Below are 21,118 nucleotides of genomic sequence, written 5' to 3'. Positions count from 1 at the left end.
TCGATATAAGTATATACAGGCATGGCATCTGTGCTGTTATTTAAGATGACATTCTTATGTACGGCTGTGAAAAGGTGATGGAAGACATATTTATTTATGCAAAAAAATACGATTAGTTTTGTGATAATTTGTTCGCTATATGATTAGGTACACAAACAAACATGTTTATACGTGACCCTTGTCACGGCAATCCATCAAAGCTCTTCACAATTACTTCGCAAAGTAAAAAAATTACCAGGTTGTTGATATTTGGAGTACTCCATGTACATGGCTCAACCTGGCCATATTGATCATATCAAGCAGGTCAATGCTGGCCGTGTATATAAACTCATTGATCAAAAAGGCCCAATTTCTCGTATCGATCTCTCGAAACAGAGTGAACTTGCCCCTGCAAGTATTACCAAAATTACTCGAGAGTTGATTGAAGCACACCTCATTCATGAAACCACTGTTCAGGAAGTAACCAGTCGTGGCCGCCCTGCGGTTGGGCTGCAAGTGAACAATGAAGGGTGGCAGTTTCTATCTATGCGTCTTGGACGCGGATATCTAACGATTGCACTGCACGAACTTGGTGGTGACGTACTGATTGATACCAAAATTGATATCCATGAAGTCGACCAAGATGATGTGCTCGCGCGCCTTTTGCACGAAATAGATGAGTTTTTTCAGACCTATTCTGAGCAACTTGACCGTGTTACCAGTATTGCCATCACTTTACCCGGTCTAGTGAATTCTGAGAATGGTGTGGTACTACAAATGCCTCACTACAATGTTGAGAACCTACCACTAGGGCCTGAAATCTATAAAGCGACTGGCCTTCCAGTTTTTATTGCCAACGATACACGGGCATGGGCACTAGCTGAGCGTCTGTTTGGTCATTCGCAAGAAAACGAAAACTCAGTACTTATCTCTATTCACCACGGCTTAGGTGCAGGGATTATCCTTGATGGACGTGTACTTCAAGGTCGTCATGGTAACATCGGTGAACTGGGTCATATCCAAATAGATCCCAACGGTAAGCGCTGTCATTGTGGTAATCTAGGCTGCCTTGAAACCGTAGCTAGCTCACAAGCAATTCGTAATGAGGTGTCTGAGCGAATCGCTAAAGGTGAGAAATCCTCTCTTGCTGATATTGAAGAGATTTCAGTGGAAGATATCTGTGAGGCCGCGGCTAACAGCGATCCTTTAGCTGTCGATGTTATCGAAAAATTAGGACGCTACTTAGGCTCTGCTATCGCGATTGTGATCAATTTATTTAATCCTGAGAAGGTTTTAATTGGTGGGGTAATCAATCAAGCAAAAGATGTGCTTTATCCAGCGATTCAAACCTGTATCGAAGAACAATGTCTACCTGTTTATCATCGTGACTTAGAGCTGGTTGAGTCGCGCTTCTATAAACAAGCTACCATGCCTGGTGCTGCATTAATCAAGCAAGCTTTGTACGATGGTCTTCTGCTGATGAAAGTTATTGAAGGATGATGTTTTCTGAGCAGTTGCTCTCCTTTATCTTTTAAATAAACCCATATAATCTTTGAATGATATGTGGGTTTATTTTTGTCTTAGTCTTGCTATAGACTACTTTTGTTATATATACATTTGTTGGGAAGCAGTATGTCTGGAGTATTAAATACCGTCGATCAGCGAACTAACCTTGTTGGTGAAAACCGCTTGGAGCTGTTGTTGTTTAGTTTGAATAGCCGACAGATCTTCGCCATCAATGTATTTAAAGTACGTGAAGTGATTAAAGTGCCACCACTGACTAAAATGCCAGGATCGCATCACCATATTACAGGGGTCGCATCGTTACGCGGGGTTTCTGTTCCTGTGATTGACCTGCGGGCGGCTATTGGTTTCCCTCCGTCTCGCCTTGAAGATCAAGAAGAGAATCTAATCATTACCGAGTACAACCGCACCATTCAAGGTTTTTTGGTTGGCCAAGTGCGCAACATTGTGAATACTGCTTGGACGGAGATTCAGCCTCCACCTAAAACGGCTGGGCGTGCAAATTACTTAACAGCGATTACTCATGTAAAGGATGGTAAAGAGACTGCGATCGTTGAGATTATTGATGTTGAAAAGGTGTTGGCGCAAATCATCGATTACGATATTTCGATTTCTGAAGGGGTGTTAGATCACGATTTAGTTAACGAAATGGTCGGGCGTAATGTCTTGATTGTAGATGACTCCTCGACGGCACGCACTCAGGTTAAAGGTACGCTTTCACAGCTCGGTCTCAATATTATAGAGTGTCGCGATGGGCTTGAAGCGTTGAATCTTCTAAAGTCATGGAGTGACGAAGGTAAGAATGTGGTTGAAGAACTGCTACTAATGATTACGGATGCAGAGATGCCTGAGATGGATGGTTATAAGCTAACCCATGAAGTTCGCTCTGACCCAAGAATGAAAGATTTATACATTACGCTTAATACTTCTCTCAGCGGTAGCTTTAATGAAGCTATGGTAGAAAAGGTCGGCTGTGATCGTTTTATTTCTAAATTCCAACCCGATTTGTTGGTTGAAGTCGCTCAAGATCGCTTAAGAGATATAGTATCTAAATAGCATTCAGCACGGACGGTGCTCTGTCAAAATGGATATAAAAGGGAGTCTTCACTCTCTTGTGGCTTTTATCGAGTTAGTGAAAGTCGCGCGATTTACTTCTGAGCCCTTGTAGTTTATCTGTCATATCAATCAGTCTACCAGCTATCACATGATGGACATCACCTTCTTTTTCCAAGATGCCTTTTACCTGTAGAATCTTCGCTGTCAGGTAGGCTTGTTTCTGTGCCCGCGCAGTCGCTTTCCAAACCACGACATTAATATTTCCAGTATCGTCTTCTAGAGTGAAAAAGGTTACGCCAGCAGCGGTTCCCGGTGCTTGTTTTCCTGTCACAATACCAGTCACCGTTACCAGTGATTGATGTTCTTTTTCGGCTAAGTCTCTCATTCGGGTAAATCGCCCTAGCTCACCTGCGTTATCAAGTAAGGTTATTGGATGTTTAGCGAGCGACAATCCGGTGGCAGCGTAATCTTCAACTAGGGTTTGGCTCTCTGAGGGCGTAGCAATCACTTGGCTTTCTGGTTCTTCAATATTTTGAAACAAAGGCAAATCAGAGAGTGAGTCCATCATTGCCCAGCGAGTTTGATAGCGGTTGTGGCTTAGGGTATACATCGCATTGGCAGAAGCGAGAAGCTCAATATCTCGCTTGGATAAGCCGATATGTTTGATTTGCCCTGAATGAGTAAATTGCCCTTTGTCTCTGGCATTTAGGATCTGCTCGGCGCTTTGTTGGCTGAGTCCTTTCACTTGCCTTAAACCCAATCGGATAGCTAGTTTGCCTTGGTGGTGGGTGACTTGGTGGTCATACATGGAAGCATTAACGCAAACAGGCAACACGATGACCTTGTGTCGCCGCGCATCCTGTACAAGCTGTGAAGCGCTATAAAAGCCCATCGGCAGGCTATTGAGCAGTGAAGTGTAAAAAGCTTCAGGGTAATAGTGTTTCAACCAGGCAGAGCAATAAGCGAGCACGGCAAAGGAAGCTGAGTGACTTTCTGGAAAGCCATATTCACCAAAGCCTAAGATTTGGTCAAAGATACGCTCGGCAAACTCCAATTGATAGCCACGGCTGAGCATACCTTCTACCAGCTTGGTTTTGAATTTGACTAGGTCGCCACTCTTTTTCCAAGCCGCCATTGCTCGGCGCAGCTGATCTGCCTCACCGCCACTAAAACCGGCAGCAACCATGGCAATCTTGATCACTTGTTCTTGGAAAATAGGTACGCCAAGGGTGCGCTCTAGTACGGCACGAACCTCTTCGGAAGGGTAATCGACGGCTTCTTCTCCATTTCTCCGTTTCAGAAATGGGTGCACCATATCCCCTTGAATGGGGCCGGGACGAACAATGGCGATTTGAATCACTAAGTCATAGTAAGTGGCGGGTTTTAAGCGTGGCAACATGCTCATCTGTGCCCGAGACTCAATTTGAAACACTCCCACGGTATCCGCCCGCTGGATCATCTTATACACCTGCTCATCATCTTGGCGGCGAGTAATTTCGGCAATGGTCAAAGTTTGCTTATGCAGGCGTTCGACCAAATCAAAGCACTTACGAATGGCCGTAAGCATACCTAAAGCCAGCACATCCACTTTGAGTAGTTTGAGGGATTCAAGGTCGTCTTTATCCCACTGAATAACGGTGCGATCGGGCATTGACGCATTCTCGACTGGAACCAGTTCATACAAAGGCCCAGCAGCAATGATAAAACCGCCGACATGCTGTGAAAGGTGACGAGGAAAGCCAAGAATCTCGTTGACCAAATTGATGAACTGCTCCCCTTTGAGAGAGTCAGGTTGTAGCCCGAGTTCGACGATTTGAGCTTGCCAGCCGAGTGCACGGTCACGGCGATTAACATTTTTAATAAAGTAATCGAGCTGGCTTTCTTCAATGCCTAGCGCTTTACCCACATCTCGCACTGCACCTTTAAAGCGATAAGAAATCACGGTCGCGGCTAAAGCAGCACGCTCTCGGCCATATTTCTGATAGATGTACTGGATAACTTCTTCGCGTCGTTCATGTTCGAAATCAACATCAATATCGGGTGGCTCATCGCGTTCGGCGCTGATAAATCGCTCGAATAGCACCGAAATTTGTCTAGGGTCTACAGAGGTGATTTCAAGGCAATAACACACCACGGAGTTGGCCGCAGAACCGCGCCCTTGGTAGAGGATTCGGCGACGTTTAGCGAACATCACGATGTCGTGGATGGTGAGAAAATAAAACGGATAATTAAGCTCATCAATCAGTTTAAGCTCTTTGTCTATTGTTGCTTGAATATCGCTTGGAACGCCTTTAGGAAAGCGCAGCTTTTTCCCATACTCAACCAAGTCGATGAGATAACCCATTGGTGCGTAGCCATCGGGAACCAACTCACTAGGGTATTCGTATTGTAGATCGCCTAAGCTAAATTCGCAGCGCTCGGCGATTTTTACGCTCTCTTGCAGCCATTCAGGTTTAAATAACTTGGCGAGTTTTTCCTGACTACGCAGGCTTCTTTCCGTATTGGTTAGTCGCTGTTCGCCTAATTCATTGACACTGCACCCAGACTGAATAGCACTCAGCGTGTGTTGTAGAGGCAAACGGGTCGCAGTATGCATGAGTACACCGCCACAGGCGCTAATCGGTAGCTGTATCTCTTGGGCAAGTTGCTCGCAGTGCTCAAGGTATTGCTTATCGTCAGATTTTAAGTGGCGCTGAATACCTAGCCAAAGTCGATGTTTATGATGCTGAGCAAGCCAGTTTCCCCATTTATGGTCACTGGATTTATGACTGGGTAACCAGAGAATGAGGCAGCGCTTGGCGGACATTAAGTCCCATTCGGAAAGTTGGTAACTGCCTTTTTCGGAACGCCTTCTCGCATTGGTGATAATACGGCAGAGCTCAGCGTAAGCCTCTCGGTTTGGGCACAACAACACGATCTGACACTCTTGGCTAAGCCAGAACATACTGCCAACAATAAGCTCAATATTAAGCTCATGCTTCTTACTTGCCGTGTAGGCACGTACCACGCCTGCAACCGAGCATTCATCAGTGATCGCTAAGGAGTGATAACGCAGAAAATCTGCTTGCAAGATCAGCTCTTCAGCGTGTGAGGCGCCAGTGAGAAAAGAGAAGTTACTTTGACAAAAAAGTTCAGCGTAAGACATCACATGCGCTCCGGACTAACAAAACAATCCATGGACGAACCAGTGCTTGTCTTGATTACGAAATACCCATAACCAACGCCCTTGGTCACTACGAGCGACAAAGTAATCGCGAGTCATATCATCACCGTCCCACCAGCCTGTCACGAAGCGTTCAGGGCCTTGAATAATAGAGACTTTCTCCTGTAAAGGTTCTGGCGCGGGCAAAAGGATATTAGGTCGTAATCTTTGACTTTCCACCTTGGTCGGAATGGGAAGGGTAGGGTCACAGAGAAAGGTGGCTTTTTCTGGGCGAGGATCGTGGCAGTGAGCCACCTTACGTACCTTGTCTTTACCTAGTTTTGCTTGCAATAGGCCAATCAGTTCTAACTCAGTCTGTTCACCTTGGAAGCCTTTAAAAAGGTCGGCGCTGGTGGATTCAAGCTCGCCGCTGCGAATTAAGCGCAGTGTCAGCCCTTGGACGGGGGCATCGAGCTTTAAAGATTCCATCGTTAGCTGGCACAATATCATCCAACGCGCAGCGAGGTAATCACCACTGGCTGAGTAAAAGCGTACGGAAGCATCGTCTTTGTCTCTTTGATGTAAGACCAGCTCCAACTCATAGCCGACTTGGTTACGTAGAGTCAGAAAATACTCAAGCTTGTTGAGCAGCTTAGTGAGAGGTTTCTCTAACCACTGAATATTCTCAATATCGAACAACAATTCTTGATAGTTTTCGAAATGCTCTGGTGGGTGATAGAAATCGATAGGATGCTTAAACTGTCCCATCAATTTGCCCACATAGTTGACCAAATCAATATCAAAGCGGCGAGCGAGCTCTTTGATTGGGATATCGAGCAAATCGGTGAGTGTCGTGATGCCAACCCGTTGGAGCTTTTCCACCGTCTTGTGATCAAGCTCGGTTGCAGTAAGAGGAAAAGGCTTGATGACCTTGATGAGTTGTTCTTTCTCTAGAGTCAGTAGGGCAGTACTGGCTTTTCCTAAGGCGATAGCCGAGAAAGGAGAAAAGCCGCTCGAATAAGAGTAGCTGAGTTGTAGTTGCGTTAAGTGCTGTGAAACGCGCTGCCAATAGGGTTCTAGCCCACCATAGAGTGACAACATATTGGTGGCTTTGAGTAACACGCCTTGCGGTGGCAACAGACAAATATCTGAGGTGACCATATATAGCCACTGGGCAATATCAAGCAGAGTTTGCTGCTCAACCTTTTGATCATAAGGGTGAACTTGAAGTTGGTGACACATCGCACTTGCACTACCTAAACCCATGCCAGTTTGTACTCCTTGCTGACGGGCAATCTCATTACACTGAACGATCTTAAAGCGCTTAGACTCAACAATCGCCAGTGGCAAGGATGCCTGTTCTGAGAAAAGTGCATCAAGTTGTAGAGTTGGAAAGTGTAGGTAGATCCAGCTTTGCATAACTACCCTTGCTGACGAATTGGGAAAGGAATAACCACTGGCGGTTTAGGCTGCAAAGTTAGGTTTGGCCAGGCTGCACTCATATCAATCACAAAGCTGCCTTGAGGCCAACCACCTTTACGCTTGGTGATTGTCACCTCTACGCCTAAAGCGTGCGGAAGGAGTGTCATACTTAAACTGACAGGTAGTGAAAACAGACTTTTTTTGGCGGTTTTAAAGATAAAATGCAAACAGTTTCCATGTTCACTAGCAACCTGTAGTCGTCTTGCTTGATGGACTTCTAATTCGGGGTGCCAGAGTAATACATTGCTGCATGCGCCGCTGCGTAAACATTGTTCGGCAGCCCAAAGAGCCTCTTTATCATTTTGTGGGTAGATAAGTAGGATTTTATTGTTATCTAAACCTTCATTATTAAGCTGCTCAGCACACAGGTAACCAGGAGGTTGAATGAAGACAGATAACCTCTCTTGGCTAGTGTTTTTAAGGTGTGGCAAAAGTAGGCGTAATTCACCAATACTAGATGCACCTTGTAGCTCGACAACTCCATGTTTAGGAAAGCCGCCTTCAAGCTTTTGATCCAACAGTTCATGCCCAGTCGGGTAGTAGTCTCTGTTGTCAGGTGTTTGAGAACCTGACCAAAGCCATTGTTTTTGCTTAAGATGTTCGATTAATTCATACATAACAATATACCTGTATATATATACAGTATAGATTATTATGAATTATCGGCAAGGGGATGAAAGATCGAATGGATAAAAAAACGCCTTGTGTTTACACATAAAAACACAAGGCGTTGAATTTTATTGGGGTTTGTAAGATCTATTTTTTCGGCTGAGCATCGATACATTCGCCATTGACTGCTTTACCTTCTGGTGCCATCAGGTAGAGATACAGTGGCATAATATCCTGTGGTGTTTTGAGCAAGTCTGCATCTTCAGCAGGGTAAGCTTTAGCACGCATGCCTGTACGAGTCGCACCAGGGTTAATCGCATTCACGCGGATCGTGGTATCGCTAAGCTCATCAGCAAGGATCTGCATCATACCTTCAGTGGCAAATTTCGACATAGCATAAGTGCCCCAGAAGGCACGACCACTGTGACCAACCGTTGATGAAGTAAAGACAATACGCGCGTCTTCTGATTTATGCAGTAGAGGCAGTAATGCTTGAGTCATCAAGAACTGAGCCTTGACGTTGACCTGCATAATATCGTCATAAGTGTCTTCACCGATTTGGTCAAATGGGCTAATCACACCAAGTAGGCTTGCGTTGTGTAAAACGCCATCTAAGCGACCACATTGACCTTCAATGGTATCAACCATATCAAGGTAGTTTTGCTTAGTCGCGCCTTTCATATCAAGTGGGATGATTGCTGGCTGAGGGTATCCCGCCGCTTCAATTTCGTCGTAAGTCTGTTCCAGTTTTTTCACTGTACGACCAAGTAAAATCACTGTTGCACCGTGCTCAGCATAAGAGAGAGCAGCTTGCTTACCAATGCCAGCACCTGCGCCAGTCACCAGTATGACTTTACCTTTCAAGGCATCTGAAGAAACAGCATATTCCACGATGTGTATCCTTTTGTAATGATTTTCTTTATGATTCCGTAAGATGGTGGTTACAATACACTAATTCGCACAATAGAGGATGCTCACATTGGAATTTTTGTTGGACTATGGGCTGTTTTTGGCCAAGATTGTGACTGTAGTAGTCGCGATTGTAGCGATTTTAGTGATTGCCAAAGCCGTTGGTGGCAAAAGCGGTGGCTCGAAAGGGGAGTTGGAAATGACTAACTTAACGGATCAGCACAAAAATACCGTTGAGCAGCTAGAGCACCACTTGCATGACGAAGCGTTCATTAAAGCGCGCGACAAAGCAGAGAAGAAACAAGAGAAAGAGAAACACAAATCTCGCGAGAAAGAGATCAAGAAAGCCTCAAAAGAGGGCGATCTTGATAGTAAACGTGAACCTCACCTGTTTGTTCTCGACTTTAAAGGTAGTATTGATGCTAAAGAGGTCGCTTCATTACGTGAAGAGGTGACGGCAATCTTAGCCGTTGCCCGTGAAGGTGATGAAGTGCTACTGCGCTTAGAGTCTGGTGGTGGCATGGTGCATGGTTATGGCCTGGCTTCATCACAGTTAGATCGCATTAAAGCAGCCAATCTGCCCTTGACCATTGCGGTAGATAAAGTCGCGGCAAGTGGTGGCTATATGATGGCATGTATTGCGGACAAGATTGTGTCAGCACCCTTTGCCATCGTTGGCTCCATCGGTGTGATTGCCCAGCTACCCAACTTCAATAAAGTGCTGAAAAAGTATGATATTGAGTATGAGCAGCTTACAGCGGGTGAATACAAGCGTACTTTAACCATGTTTGGTGAGAACACGGACAAAGCGCGTGAGAAGTTTAAACAAGAGCTAGAAGAAACACATGGCCTGTTTAAAGACTTTATTCGTGAGCGTCGTCCTGAGCTTGAGTTGGATAAAGTCGCAACAGGTGAACACTGGTTTGGTACGCAAGCTCACGACTTAGGTTTGGTTGATGAGATCAAAACCTCAGACGATCTTGTGGTTGAAGCGTGTAAAGACAAAACCGTACTTGCGATTCACTACGTAGAGAAAAAGAAACTGACCTCAAAGCTTGCTGGGTTAGCAGGTGAAGCGGCAGACAATGTATTAATGAAGCTGATTGATCGCGGCCAACGTCCGATTGTCTAATTCTCTGCATACTGAATACTAGAGCGCCCACCTATTTTGGTGGGCGCTTTTGTATCTGCTTAAGATCAACCTTATTTGATATAGGAGTCGAGAACCTTGAGTACGATTTCCATATCTGTTTCGCGTTGATCTTTCTCTTCTTCGAGCACGACATGTTCAATTAAGTGCCCTTTAATCACTTCCCGCATTAAACCATTTACGGCACCACGAATAGCAGCGATCTGCTGCAAAACATCCTGACATTCATGCTCTTCATCTAGCATCTTTTTTAGACCATTGACTTGACCTTGGATCTTACTCACTCGGGCTTTAAGCTTTTTCTGATCTTTTACTGTGTGTGACATGGCATATCTTCTTTACGTGTTAGGCGGAAAGATTCTAACCGATAATGTAGCATCTAAATTATACTGGGGGGTAGTATTATGTACTGGGGGGGAGTATGATTTCAGCCAGATCGAAACAACAATAGAGAACAGCAATGGATTTTGTAGCACTTTTACAACAAGGTAACGGCTGGTTTTTTATCCCAAGTGCAATCTTACTTGGTGCTTTACATGGCTTAGAGCCCGGGCATTCGAAAACCATGATGGCAGCGTTTATCGTTGCGGTGAAAGGGACGGTCAAACAGGCAGTGATGCTTGGGCTAGCAGCAACACTTTCTCATACCGCTGTAGTCTGGCTAATCGCTGTTGGTGGTATGTACATCAGCCAGAAGTTTACCGCTGAAGCTGCTGAGCCTTGGATGCAGCTCATATCAGGTGTCATCATCGTTGCAACCGGGTTATGGATGTTCTGGAGAACATGGAGTGGAGAGCGCGCATGGCATAGTGCTCACCATCACTCACAGGATTGGAAAACTCAGGTGGTTGATACTGGACATGGTCATGTGGCGCTATCGATTGTCGAAGAAGGGATTGACCAGAGATTTCAGTTGAAAACGCTAAGCAGTAAGCCGTTGAAGGCTGAAAGCGTAAAATTGGTGCCATCTGGTGTGGAGCAGCAAGCTATTGATGCCTATGAATTTGTAGAGCGTGATGGCTACCTAGAATCGACCTCATCTCTGACACAACGGGATGATGTGAAGGTCAAGCTAATGATTGGACATCACGATCACACCCATGACTTTGATGTGCACTTTCACTCTAACTCGGATTTGAACAATGGAGAGAAAGAGTATCAAGATACCCATGAACGCGCTCATGCAATGGGTATTCAAAAACGTTTTGCAGACAGAGAGGTGACTAACGGACAAATACTTCTGTTTGGTCTAACTGGTGGATTAATTCCATGCCCTGCAGCGGTCACCGTTCTCTTGATCTGTTTGCAACTAAAGGCCATGACATTAGGCGCGACCTTAGTGGTGTCATTCAGCATTGGCCTAGCGCTGACTCTAGTTGCAGTCGGTGTGGTTGCGGCTATCGGCGTACACAAGGCGACATCTAAATGGAGTGGTTTGAATGATATTGCTCGTCGAGCTCCTTATCTATCAGGCGTTTTAATTAGTGCGGTGGGGTTGTATATGGGTATGCATGGCTACACCTCGCTCATGAACTAAGTGCAGAGATTTTTTGCATGAAATGTGTGCTTTACCTAAATGAAAGCTGGCTGTGAGTACTTAGTCACATGAGGCCCCACAGACAATGTGGGGCAAATGATCGGTCTTATTGGTTTACTAGTTCAACGGCTTCACGTGTGAGCTTGGCAAGCTCATCCCATTGACCTTCAGCGATAAGCTTTTTATCAACCATCCAAGTCCCACCACACGCTAAGACGCGAGGAACAGCGAGATAATCTTTGATGTTGGAAGGGTTGATGCCACCTGTAGGCATAATATGAACGTCCCCATAAGGGGCAAGCAGTGCTTTAACCATATTAATACCACCTGATGCTTCAGCAGGGAAAAACTTTAATGTAGTCAAGCCCATTTCTAGAGCCGCTTCTATAGTGCTTGGATTGTTGACGCCAGGTACGATATCAATACCGATCTCTTGGCATGCGCGAACGGTATTTGGGTTAAAGCCCGGCGAGACAATAAAGGTAGCGCCTGCTTGTTGTGCTGCCATTGCTTGCTCTTTATTTAATACGGTGCCTGCGCCAATTAACATCTCTGGTTGCGCTTCTCTTAGTAATCGAATTGCTTCAACCGCAGCATCGGAGCGGAAGGTAATTTCAGCTGCTGGTAAGCCGTTTTCAACTAACACCTTACCTAAAGGCAAAATATCCTCGGCGTTATCAACAGCGATGACTGGGATGACTTTGAGTGCTTTTAGCTGCTCGTTTAAGTGAGACATTGTTTATTCCTATCTAAAGTTTTTCTTTGCGGTATTCGTATGTGATTTAGAAATGATAGCGCCTTTATGCTGAATGACTTCTCCAGCAAGTTGATTACCATTGTGGCAGGCGCGTTTAACATCTCCATCTTCAAGGTAAGCTGCAAGGAAGCCACCATTAAATGAGTCTCCGGCAGAGGTAGTATCGACGACGTTTTCAATTAAAGTCGTTTCAACCTGATATGGTTCATAAACGCCGAACTCTGAAACTAAACAGCCTTTAGGTCCAAGCTTTACCACCACAGTTTTGATACCAAGAGACTCTAAGCGAGCAATAGTTTCTAGTGGCGTTGTATCTCCCCAGATGAGTTTCTCATCATCAAAAGTGACTAAGGCGAGATCTGTGGCTTGATACATCGATTGATAGATAGACCTAACGGTTGAGTGTTCATCACTTGGCCACAATGAAGGGCGGTAGTTACTGTCAAACACAACTTCAGTGCCAGACGCTCTAAGCTCATTCAGCAGTTGAATCATCTGCTGCCTATCTTGAGTTGGCAATATAGCTAAGCTTATACCACTTATCATTACCATATCAGCTAACTTAAGTGATTGTCGAACAATAGAAAACTCTTGGTGCTGAAATAGATATTTTGCTGCAGACTGATCACGCCAATACAGAAATGTTCTTTCTCCCTTGTCATCCAGTTGAATCAGATATAGCCCAGGAGAATGGTTGTTGTCTGTTAGGACCAAACTAGTGTCTATACCTTCATGTTCCCATCGAGCTTTCATCTCCTTGCTCAATGGATCACTTCCGAGCGCAGTGACATATTGTACTGTTGGAGCAGGCTCCAAGCCTTGATGGCTTCGGCAAAGATAAACGGCGGCATTGAGTGTGTCTCCACCGAACGTTTGTTGCATATGACTAAACGGCTTTCCATTGAGTTCAATCATACATTCGCCAATGATTGCGATTGTCTTCATAGTATTAATTCTTATAAAGCGCATCAGGTCTGCTTGTATAGGAGGCAGACCTGATGGTGACTTGAAGCGACTACTTTTTGTCTAAGCGAACGAACATCATAGTTAAAGCGAAAGATAAGGCGAATACACCACATACACCGACAATCGCTTGAATGAAGTTTTGGGTACCACCTGCTAGGTAAGCAGGCAAGCTAAATACAGACGATAGAATGTAGCTGGTTAAGTGAGTATCAATCGTCACAGAAATAGCGCCAAAGATACCCGCTGCTAAACTCGCCATGAACAGAGCTTTGGTGTATTTGGTTAAAACACCGAATAGAGCGGGTTCTGTAATACCGAGAATCGCAGTGATACCCGAGCCGGCCGTGATCGAAGATTGCTCTTTCGTTGCTGTTTTGCGTTGTTTGTACCAGATAGCCATAGTGGCTCCAGCAATAGCGAGGTTGCCAAGACACATGATTGGCATGAGTAGATCTTTGCCGTACAACGCGAAATTGTTCAAGCTGATTGGCGTCATGCTGTGGTGAATACCGAATACAATGGTGATTGGTCGAGTTAAGCCAAATACAAAGCCAGTAAGCGTAGGTGAGACTTCCAGTAGGGAACTCACAACCCAGCCAGCACCATTACTAAGCCACATGCCTGCTGGAGCAACGACTGATAAGACAAGAGTTGAAGTCACTGTAAAGGCAAGCAGTGGCGTAAATACAGGCTTAGCAGAAGCTGGTACAAGTTTGTCGACCATAGGGGTTATTTTTGATAGAACCCAAATCGCCAGAATGGCAGGGACAATAGCGCCGCCGTAGTTAAGCAGTTCAATAGGCAGCATGCCGAACACATTAAGCTCTGCTTTGCTCCCTATTTCTGTTAGCTGCGTCGCTTTTTCCAGTAGTTTTGGTGACATCATGGCAGCAGCAACAGCAAGTGCTATGTATTCATTGACCTTAAATACTTTCGCTGCAGAGAAAGATACCAACATAGGCAAGAAGAAGAAAACGGCAACAGAGATGGATCTGAAGAAAAACACCGTGTCAGAAGATTCAGAAATGACATTGGTTGCAATAAGCCCCGATAGCAAGCCCATTAACATTCCGGCACCAGCGATAGCAGGAACCACTGGGCCAAAGATTCCGGCTACGATGCGCATGGCATTTTGAAATAGCTTACCTTTCTCTTGTTCGATCTCTGCTTCGTCAGGCGCAGTGCTTGCACCAGAAAGTGCGAGATACCATTTTTCTACATCAACACCAATGATGACCTGAGTTTGTCCTTGTGCTAGAACAACTCCCTTAACACCTTGGATGGATTCAAGTTTTTCTTTGTTTGCCTTTGAATCATCAACCAACTTAAAGCGTAGGCGAGTCATACAATGGGTAATGTTTGAGATGTTTTCGTTGCCGCCAAGTGCAGCGACCAATTCTTGTAGTTTCATGCTAAAGCTGTCTGCTTTTTCTAGCGTATTATCGCCAAGAGTCATGTTGGTTTCTGTCAATTGCATCATACTTTCCTATGTGCTGTCTGCTCATTTACTGCGCTCATCTTAGCGACTGAGCAGTTTAATCCAATCGACAAAATAGTGATAAGTGTCACGTTAAAGCAGCTAAAAAATTAATTTTGGCTGTTTTTCAGCAATTGGTACGTTTTAATCAGAGAATTCAAAACAGGAACGAACCAGTTAATTTTCAGTATAATTTACCCCTTGAAATCTGCACTTTTTCACGTTTATATAAAATGAATCCTGTTGACCAGAGCTAGTTTTAAAGTGAATAAAAATATCATTTCAAATATTGAGTGCGTGATTACCAAACCTGATAGACATAACCTGATCACTGTTATCGTTGAAACAGAGTCGGGTATAATGGGTTATGGTTGCGCAACTTTCCAACAACGTCCATTAGCTGTAAAGACAATGGTTGACGAATATCTTAAACCACTATTAGTTGGAAGGGATGCCAATAATATTGAAGACCTATGGCAAATGATGATGGTTAATGCTTATTGGCGTAACGGACCAGTTATAAATAATGCTATTTCTGGTGTGGATATGGCACTATGGGACATTAAAGCTAAACTAGCTAATATGCCATTGCACCAATTATTTGGTGGTAAGGCTCGAGATGGAATTCAGGTATATACTCACGCAACCAGCGATACTATGGAAGGCTTATATGAACAGGTAGAAAAATACCTTGAACAAGGCTACAAGCATATTCGTTGTCAGTTAGGTTTTTATGGTGGTGTGCCGGAGAATATCCACACAGCAAACGACCCAAGAGAAGGGTCTTACTACGACCAAGACCAGTACATGGAAAATACGATTGGGATGTTTAAGAGCCTGCGTGAAAAGTATGGCCATCAGTTCCACATTCTCCATGACGTTCATGAACGATTGTTTCCAAATCAAGCGATTCAATTTGCGAAAGAGGTTGAAAAGTACAAACCGTACTTCATCGAAGACATCCTGCCACCCAACCAAACAGAGTGGTTAGACAATATTCGTAGCCAAACCAGTACATCTCTGGCGTTAGGTGAGTTATTTAACAACCCAGAAGAGTGGAAACAACTGATCATTAATCGTCGTATTGACTTCATACGCTGTCATGTTTCTCAGATTGGAGGTATTACGCCAGCTCTGAAACTTGGCCATTTATGTCAAAGCTTTGGAGTTCGTATCGCTTGGCATTGTCCACCAGATATGACGCCGATTGGTGCAGCAGTGAATACCCATTTAAATGTTCACTTACATAACGCTGCAATTCAAGAACATGTTGAATATAAGCTTAACACTCAAGCGGCTTTCCCCAATGCTGCCGAGCCAATCAATGGTTATCTGTATGCATCTGAAGTAGCTGGTATTGGTGTTGAAATGAACCAAGAAGCAGCGAAGGACTTCCCGGTAACTTACCGTCCGCATGAATGGACACAAAGCCGTCTACCTGATGGTACGATTCATACACCGTAAGAGAAATATCATTTAATTAGATAAGAAATGACCGCTATTAGCGGTCATTTTTATCTCGATAATTCAAACTCTCAGAGTTAAACTGAGTGTGATATGTGCATTGATAATCAATGTCGATAATGTCGCTTACTACGAACACTTCGCCTGATTTCAAGAATCCGCGATTAGTAATGTTCATTGCTGAGCTTGAACGTTTACAACTTAACAGGTCAGAGTCTTCTTTGGATAAATTGATAGCTCGGTAGGTCGTTAAGTAACTCTCTATTTCTAGCCCAAGCGATAGGACATATTTCTGCAAAGAGCTTTCGATAATTGCGTCATCAACTTTAGGGATAATACGAACAGGTAGACGAGTTTCCTCTACCTGAATTACTTTACCTTGAATTAAACGTAACCGTTTTATATGCCAAAGATACTCATCATCTTCTATAGAGAATACTTGCATTTCATGTGGGGTGGGTAATCTCCTATTAAGTTTTATTTTTTTATAAGAAATTTCACCAAACTTATTCTCGGTCACTGAATTATATATAAGAGGTGAGCCAATTATAGAGGTGTTAACGAAGTAACCAGAACCTACTTTTGATTTTACGATGCCGATTGCTTCAAGTTTGGCGAGCGCTTTTCTCACTGAAAATCTAGATAGCTCATATTTCTCTGCTAAATCCCTTTCTGAAGGAAGCTTTACAGAAATAACTCCTTGGCAAACTTTACTCACTATGTCTTGAACTAGATCTTCGTATTTCTTCATAATAATTAGACTTAATTATTTTTTTAATGCCACTACTTTACTGGTTAATTGTAACCTAATTAAACGTTATTTATAGAGACTTTGATAACATTCAACTATTTAATCAACTCTAGTTGTACTTGGTTGCTATATCTAGAGCCGATGAAAGTGACGTGGGAGTTATGAAGAACCAGTTTTATATAACAAGCCCCACATTGAGTGGGGCTGGCATATATGTCGCTACTGAGCTTTTGACTGTGAGCCGCTAGGCTTACGATTTGCAGATTTACGGCGTTGTTGGTTGTTGCCACCTGCATTACCAGCTTTGGGTTTTCCACCCGAAGGTTTACGTTTAGCCTGACCACCATTACCTTTATCATCACCATTTGGTTTACTATGACCAAAGTGACGTTTGTTCTTACTTGCTGGCTTATTGCCACGCGAGTTATCGCCAGAACGCTGGCCATCGACGTGGCCTACTTTTGGTTTTTTCGGCTTCTTAGGCTTCTTTGGCTTAATAGGGCGAGTATCAAGCTTAGATTCAGGTAGTTCATTAACTGGCTTGTAACCTTCGAGTTCTATACGAGGTAGCACTTGCTGGATTAGACGCTCAATACCAAATAGGTCAAAGGCTTCATCTGCTTCAACCAGAGAGATGGCTTTACCCACTTCACCAGCGCGGCCAGTACGGCCAATGCGGTGCACATAGTCTTCAGAGACATTAGGCAGTTCGTAGTTTACCACTTGCGGAAGCTGAGGAATATCAATACCGCGCGCGGCAATATCGGTGGCAACTAACACACGAACATCGCCTGATTTAAAATCGGCCAATGCACGAGTACGTGCACCTTGGCTTTTGTTACCATGAATAGGTGCGGCAGTAATGCCTTCTTTGTTAAGGAAGAAAGCTAAGCGGTTTGCACCATGCTTTGTTCGACAGAAAACCAGCGTTTGTTGCCAGTTACCATCTTTGATGAGTTTGGCTAGCATTGGTGCTTTCTTACGCTTGTCAGCAGGGTAGATGCTTTGCTCAATCGTCACTGCGGTTGAGTTTTCAGGACTCACAGATACTTCGACCGGGTCATTAACTAACCCTTTCGCTAGCTGACGGATCTCTGCTGAAAAGGTTGCCGAGAACAGCAGGTTTTGGCGCTTTGCTGGCAGTAAATCAAGAATCTTGCGGATGTCGCGAATAAAACCCATATCTAACATGCGATCGGCTTCATCCAGTACGAGTACTTCAAGCTGGTCAAACTTAATCGCGTTCTGTTGGTATAGATCAAGCAAGCGACCAGGAGTCGCGACCAACACATCACAACCTTTACGCAGCTTCATCATTTGTGGGTTCACTTTAACCCCACCAAAGACGACCTGAGAGGTAAGGCGTTGGTGGCGACTGTATTTAAATACGTTCTCCTGAACCTGAGCGGCAAGCTCACGTGTTGGTGTTAATACCAAAGCGCGAACATGATTGCCTTTTACGCGTTGACCATTGTCTAGCCGCTCAAGAATTGGCAGCGTGAAGCCTGCGGTTTTACCTGTACCCGTCTGCGCTGCTGCCATGACATCTTTACCTGCTAATACTGCAGGAATTGCTTGCTCCTGAATTGGAGACGGTGTGTCATAGCCTTGTTCTTCAATAGCTTTGAGGATTGGGGCAGAAAGGCCTAAAGAGGTAAAACCCATATACTGTTCTCTGTGTAAAGTGGCTCTCGGCAAATTAATTCGACGAGAAAAAGGGCGCCATTCTGCGCCCTTTAGCTTGTAACATCAACTTAATTATTTATTTGTTAGCCACTGACGGCGAGTGAAAAAATATAAGGCGGCAAAGATAAAACCAGAAAGCATACCAAATAGATGTGATTCTACTGCAACACGGGCGTTGATTAATTCGCTAGTGGAGCTTGAAGCGCCCATGGTCAATTCCCAGATGACTTTAGCCATCACGCCAACCACCAACAGCCAACTACTCTTTCTGCCATTCAAGGTTTCTTGTAGGGCAAAGTAAGCAAATAAACCGTGTAAGACACCTGAAAGACCGACATAGCCTTTCATACTACTGAGAAAATTAAGAACCCCAACGGCAAGGCCAATGAAAACTAGACACACAAGAAGTAACCTGGGAGTTGGCTTAAATATGTAGCTTATCACCCACAGTCCTGCTAGGTTCATTCCTAAGTGGGCGAAGTTGGTATGAGTGAAATTTCCTGTTAGGATTCGCCACCACTGGCCTTCAAGAATAAAGTAGCGGTGCCAATTGACTTGCGATGCTAAAGGTTCGAATTGAAGGCCTAGACAAACTAAGCTGATAGCGATTAACAGAAATAATAAGCGCACACTATGTCCCGATACTGTTCTCAATGTGGAAAATCACTCAAAGCTTGTATTTGTGAGTGGATACAAAGCCTAACATCGAATGTTGAGTTGGTCATCCTACAACATCACAGTGAAAGCAATAGGCCGATGGGCACAGCGAGAATATTAAAGTTGTCATTGGCAAACAGCCATTGCTTTGAAGGAGAAAATTTTTCTACTCATGATGAGTTGAACAGGTTGCTCAGTGACAGCAGTTACCACCACTTTGTGCTTTATCCAGGTGAAGGTTCTCTCAGCCATAGCGAAGTCGCCGTAAAGTTATCGGCTCAGCAAAAGGTGCGCGTGATCCTATTAGATGGAACTTGGAAGAAAGCTTACAAAATGTGGCAGTTATCAACCAACTTGCACCGTTTGCCGCTTATACACTTACCTGATGACTTACAAGGCAACTACCGCATTCGTAAAGCGCCGAGCGATAACAGCCTCTCGACGGTTGAGGCCGGCTACCATATTTTAACTCTACTCGAACCTCACCGAGATTTCTCAGCGTTGATTGATACATTTAATCAAATGGTTGAGTTCCAAATTAAACAAATGCCACCGGGTGTATTTGAAAAGAACTACCGCCCGTAACGCAAAGGTACACGAGGAATATGCGGCAAAGTCAAATTTAGCAACTAAACTTGATCCAAGTGCGATGTTGTTAATCAGTGCTTTAGAATCAAAACCATTAATTTGACGTACAGATAATCAATGGAATTGGTACAACCAAGTACAATGCCGCGCAATCGTTTAGCTTTTGGTTAGGCGATGCTTCGTATAATCCCGCAGATAGGGTGCGGGAGTCTCTACCTGAAACCGAAAATTTCAGATTACGAAGAGTTAAGTGCACGGCGCTTTTCTCTTTGTATGCCTTCTGTTTCTCTAGAGAAAAGCGCTTGTTAGAACTCAATCTATACGAATGGAGAGACAAGCATGAACCAACCCCTTTTTATTCAGCAATTACCTAAAGTTGAACTGCATTTGCATATTGAAGGCTCACTTGAGCCGGAGATGATGTTTAAACTCGCTCAGCGCAATCAGATCTCTTTGCCTTTTACTACGCCAGAAGAAGTAACAGCCGCATACCAATTTACCAATCTACAATCTTTCCTCGATATCTATTATCAGGGTGCGAATGTTCTTATCCACGAGCAGGATTTCTACGATCTGACTTGGGCCTATTTGTTACGTTGTCAGAAAGACAATGTCATTCACAGCGAGATCTTCTTTGACCCGCAAACCCATACTGATAGAGGGATTGCTTTTGATACAGTGATTAACGGTATTCACCGTGCACTAGAAGATGGCCGCGAACAACTAGGTATTACCAGTCAGATTATCATGTGTTTCCTGCGTCACTTAGACGAAGAGAGTGCTTTTGATACCCTGTTTCAGGCTCTGGAATACAAAGACAAGATTGTTGCGGTCGGATTAGATTCGTCAGAATTAGGTCATCCGCCAGAGAAGTTTGCTCGCGTATTTGCCAAGGCATTAGAAGAAGGGTTCTTAACCGTGGCTCATGCAGGGGAAGAGGGGCCGGTCAGTAATATCTATGACAGCCTAGAGCTATTGAAGGTGAGCCGTATTGATCACGGAGTAAGATGTTCAGACGATGAAAACTTGCTGTACGCTTTAGCTCAAAGTCAGATGCCATTAACGGTATGCCCATTATCCAATACTAAGCTCAAAGTATTTGAGGATATGCACCAACATAACATTGTTGAATTACTAAGACGAGGCATTTGCGTCACCATCAACTCTGATGACCCTGCGTACTTTGGCGGCTATATGACGGATAATTTTCTAGCGGTAGCCGAGGCTCATTCACTCACCAATGAAGAGCTGGCTAAATTTACTCGCAATGCTATTTCAGCCAGCTTTATTAGTGATGAAAATAAGCAGAAACTTAGAGAAAGGCTGGGAGATTTTATAAGTTCTGTTTGTTAATGGGTCAACCAATCAGGCGCTTATCTGAGCG

Annotated in this window: 18 protein-coding genes and 1 riboswitch; of the genes, 7 read left to right on the top strand and 11 right to left on the bottom strand. The window is 44.2% G+C overall.

Annotated features, from left to right (window positions below):
- The first annotated feature begins 261 nt into the window (after positions 1 to 261).
- Both mlc and APB76_RS11595 read left to right on the top strand, forming a co-directional pair.
- The gene (mlc, locus tag APB76_RS11600; RefSeq protein ID WP_054961603.1) at positions 262 to 1,479 is read left to right on the top strand and encodes a sugar metabolism global transcriptional regulator Mlc; all 1,218 of its coding nucleotides are present in this window, start codon (positions 262 to 264) and stop codon (positions 1,477 to 1,479) included.
- Between the two features lie 132 nt (positions 1,480 to 1,611).
- Positions 1,612 to 2,559, top strand: a complete 948-nt coding sequence (locus APB76_RS11595; RefSeq protein WP_049843696.1) for a chemotaxis protein CheV — start codon at positions 1,612 to 1,614, stop codon at positions 2,557 to 2,559.
- Positions 2,560 to 2,632: 73 nt separating this feature from the next.
- Here APB76_RS11595 and APB76_RS11590 read toward each other — a convergent pair whose 3' ends face one another.
- The 4 genes from APB76_RS11590 to APB76_RS11575 form a co-directional block, all read right to left on the bottom strand.
- A complete protein-coding gene (locus APB76_RS11590) occupies positions 2,633 to 5,704 on the bottom strand; it encodes an error-prone DNA polymerase (protein ID WP_054961604.1) in 3,072 nt (1,023 codons plus the stop codon).
- Positions 5,705 to 5,719: 15 nt separating this feature from the next.
- Positions 5,720 to 7,120: a Y-family DNA polymerase gene (locus APB76_RS11585; protein WP_049843698.1), complete on the bottom strand. Its 1,401-nt coding sequence runs from the start codon at positions 7,118 to 7,120 to the stop codon at positions 5,720 to 5,722.
- Positions 7,121 to 7,122: 2 nt separating this feature from the next.
- Positions 7,123 to 7,800: a translesion DNA synthesis-associated protein ImuA gene (gene imuA / locus APB76_RS11580; RefSeq protein WP_049843699.1), complete on the bottom strand. Its 678-nt coding sequence runs from the start codon at positions 7,798 to 7,800 to the stop codon at positions 7,123 to 7,125.
- Between the two features lie 139 nt (positions 7,801 to 7,939).
- Positions 7,940 to 8,683: a YciK family oxidoreductase gene (locus tag APB76_RS11575; protein ID WP_004746632.1), complete on the bottom strand. Its 744-nt coding sequence runs from the start codon at positions 8,681 to 8,683 to the stop codon at positions 7,940 to 7,942.
- Between the two features lie 88 nt (positions 8,684 to 8,771).
- Between APB76_RS11575 and sohB the strand changes: the two genes are divergently transcribed.
- Positions 8,772 to 9,833 carry a protease SohB gene (sohB, locus tag APB76_RS11570; RefSeq protein WP_082880300.1) on the top strand — a complete coding sequence of 354 codons (1,062 nt, stop codon included), beginning with the start codon at positions 8,772 to 8,774 and terminating at the stop codon, positions 9,831 to 9,833.
- Positions 9,834 to 9,904: 71 nt separating this feature from the next.
- Here the strand turns inward: sohB and rcnR are convergent, their stop codons facing one another.
- The gene (gene rcnR, locus APB76_RS11565; protein WP_049843701.1) at positions 9,905 to 10,177 is read right to left on the bottom strand and encodes a Ni(II)/Co(II)-binding transcriptional repressor RcnR; all 273 of its coding nucleotides are present in this window, start codon (positions 10,175 to 10,177) and stop codon (positions 9,905 to 9,907) included.
- A 134-nt stretch (positions 10,178 to 10,311) separates the two neighbouring features.
- Between rcnR and APB76_RS11560 the strand changes: the two genes are divergently transcribed.
- On the top strand, positions 10,312 to 11,388 hold the full coding sequence (locus tag APB76_RS11560) for a nickel/cobalt efflux protein RcnA (RefSeq protein ID WP_054961606.1): 1,077 nt from the start codon (positions 10,312 to 10,314) through the stop codon (positions 11,386 to 11,388).
- A 106-nt stretch (positions 11,389 to 11,494) separates the two neighbouring features.
- On the opposite strand, the gene APB76_RS11555 is transcribed toward APB76_RS11560, so the two are convergent.
- The 3 genes from APB76_RS11555 to APB76_RS11545 all read right to left on the bottom strand — a co-directional run bounded on the left by APB76_RS11555 (position 11,495) and on the right by APB76_RS11545 (position 14,567).
- A complete protein-coding gene (locus APB76_RS11555; protein ID WP_054961607.1) occupies positions 11,495 to 12,124 on the bottom strand; it encodes a bifunctional 4-hydroxy-2-oxoglutarate aldolase/2-dehydro-3-deoxy-phosphogluconate aldolase in 630 nt (209 codons plus the stop codon).
- 9 nt (positions 12,125 to 12,133) lie between these two features.
- Positions 12,134 to 13,090, bottom strand: a complete 957-nt coding sequence (locus tag APB76_RS11550) for a sugar kinase (RefSeq protein ID WP_054961608.1) — start codon at positions 13,088 to 13,090, stop codon at positions 12,134 to 12,136.
- 70 nt (positions 13,091 to 13,160) lie between these two features.
- Positions 13,161 to 14,567, bottom strand: coding sequence for a PTS transporter subunit EIIC (locus APB76_RS11545; RefSeq protein WP_408058695.1), 1,407 nt, complete (start codon positions 14,565 to 14,567; stop codon positions 13,161 to 13,163).
- 285 nt (positions 14,568 to 14,852) lie between these two features.
- Here APB76_RS11545 and APB76_RS11540 point away from each other — a divergent pair, with 285 nt between their 5' ends.
- Positions 14,853 to 16,052: an enolase C-terminal domain-like protein gene (locus APB76_RS11540; RefSeq protein WP_054961686.1), complete on the top strand. Its 1,200-nt coding sequence runs from the start codon at positions 14,853 to 14,855 to the stop codon at positions 16,050 to 16,052.
- 37 nt (positions 16,053 to 16,089) lie between these two features.
- Here APB76_RS11540 and APB76_RS11535 read toward each other — a convergent pair whose 3' ends face one another.
- From APB76_RS11535 to rrtA, 3 genes are all read right to left on the bottom strand, one after another.
- Entirely contained in the window at positions 16,090 to 16,803 is a 714-nt protein-coding gene (locus tag APB76_RS11535; RefSeq protein ID WP_054961610.1) for a GntR family transcriptional regulator, read from the bottom strand.
- 219 nt (positions 16,804 to 17,022) lie between these two features.
- Positions 17,023 to 18,468: a DEAD/DEAH box helicase gene (locus tag APB76_RS11530; protein WP_054961611.1), complete on the bottom strand. Its 1,446-nt coding sequence runs from the start codon at positions 18,466 to 18,468 to the stop codon at positions 17,023 to 17,025.
- Between the two features lie 93 nt (positions 18,469 to 18,561).
- Complete coding sequence (rrtA, locus tag APB76_RS11525) at positions 18,562 to 19,119, bottom strand: rhombosortase (protein WP_054961612.1); 558 nt, start codon at positions 19,117 to 19,119, stop codon at positions 18,562 to 18,564.
- Positions 19,120 to 19,122: 3 nt separating this feature from the next.
- Between rrtA and APB76_RS11520 the strand changes: the two genes are divergently transcribed.
- Positions 19,123 to 19,731, top strand: a complete 609-nt coding sequence (locus APB76_RS11520) for a tRNA-uridine aminocarboxypropyltransferase (protein ID WP_054961613.1) — start codon at positions 19,123 to 19,125, stop codon at positions 19,729 to 19,731.
- A gap of 162 nt (positions 19,732 to 19,893) precedes the next feature.
- Positions 19,894 to 19,993: riboswitch (purine riboswitch) on the top strand.
- An 80-nt stretch (positions 19,994 to 20,073) separates the two neighbouring features.
- A complete protein-coding gene (locus tag APB76_RS11515) occupies positions 20,074 to 21,087 on the top strand; it encodes an adenosine deaminase (protein WP_049843707.1) in 1,014 nt (337 codons plus the stop codon).
- The last annotated feature ends 31 nt before the right edge of the window (positions 21,088 to 21,118 follow it).

The sequence above is a fragment of the Vibrio bivalvicida genome (assembly GCF_001399455.2).
Classification (GTDB): domain Bacteria; phylum Pseudomonadota; class Gammaproteobacteria; order Enterobacterales; family Vibrionaceae; genus Vibrio; species Vibrio bivalvicida.
The sequence above is the reverse complement of the archived record's forward strand: the minus strand, read 5'-3'. Positions and strand labels throughout refer to the sequence as shown.

What these genes read in the sequence shown, in the direction of transcription:
- mlc (WP_054961603.1), top strand. Translation starts at nt 262, where the DNA reads ATGTACATGGCTCAACCTGGCCATATTGATCATATCAAGCAGGTCAAT.
- APB76_RS11595 (WP_049843696.1), top strand. Translation starts at nt 1,612, where the DNA reads ATGTCTGGAGTATTAAATACCGTCGATCAGCGAACTAACCTTGTTGGT.
- APB76_RS11590 (WP_054961604.1), bottom strand. Translation starts at nt 5,704, where the DNA reads ATGTCTTACGCTGAACTTTTTTGTCAAAGTAACTTCTCTTTTCTCACT.
- APB76_RS11585 (WP_049843698.1), bottom strand. Translation starts at nt 7,120, where the DNA reads ATGCAAAGCTGGATCTACCTACACTTTCCAACTCTACAACTTGATGCA.
- imuA (WP_049843699.1), bottom strand. Translation starts at nt 7,800, where the DNA reads ATGTATGAATTAATCGAACATCTTAAGCAAAAACAATGGCTTTGGTCA.
- rcnR (WP_049843701.1), bottom strand. Translation starts at nt 10,177, where the DNA reads ATGTCACACACAGTAAAAGATCAGAAAAAGCTTAAAGCCCGAGTGAGT.
- APB76_RS11560 (WP_054961606.1), top strand. Translation starts at nt 10,312, where the DNA reads ATGGATTTTGTAGCACTTTTACAACAAGGTAACGGCTGGTTTTTTATC.
- APB76_RS11555 (WP_054961607.1), bottom strand. Translation starts at nt 12,124, where the DNA reads ATGTCTCACTTAAACGAGCAGCTAAAAGCACTCAAAGTCATCCCAGTC.
- APB76_RS11550 (WP_054961608.1), bottom strand. Translation starts at nt 13,090, where the DNA reads ATGAAGACAATCGCAATCATTGGCGAATGTATGATTGAACTCAATGGA.
- APB76_RS11545 (WP_408058695.1), bottom strand. Translation starts at nt 14,567, where the DNA reads ATGACTCTTGGCGATAATACGCTAGAAAAAGCAGACAGCTTTAGCATG.
- APB76_RS11535 (WP_054961610.1), bottom strand. Translation starts at nt 16,803, where the DNA reads ATGAAGAAATACGAAGATCTAGTTCAAGACATAGTGAGTAAAGTTTGC.
- APB76_RS11530 (WP_054961611.1), bottom strand. Translation starts at nt 18,468, where the DNA reads ATGGGTTTTACCTCTTTAGGCCTTTCTGCCCCAATCCTCAAAGCTATT.
- APB76_RS11520 (WP_054961613.1), top strand. Translation starts at nt 19,123, where the DNA reads ATGTCCCGATACTGTTCTCAATGTGGAAAATCACTCAAAGCTTGTATT.
- APB76_RS11515 (WP_049843707.1), top strand. Translation starts at nt 20,074, where the DNA reads ATGAACCAACCCCTTTTTATTCAGCAATTACCTAAAGTTGAACTGCAT.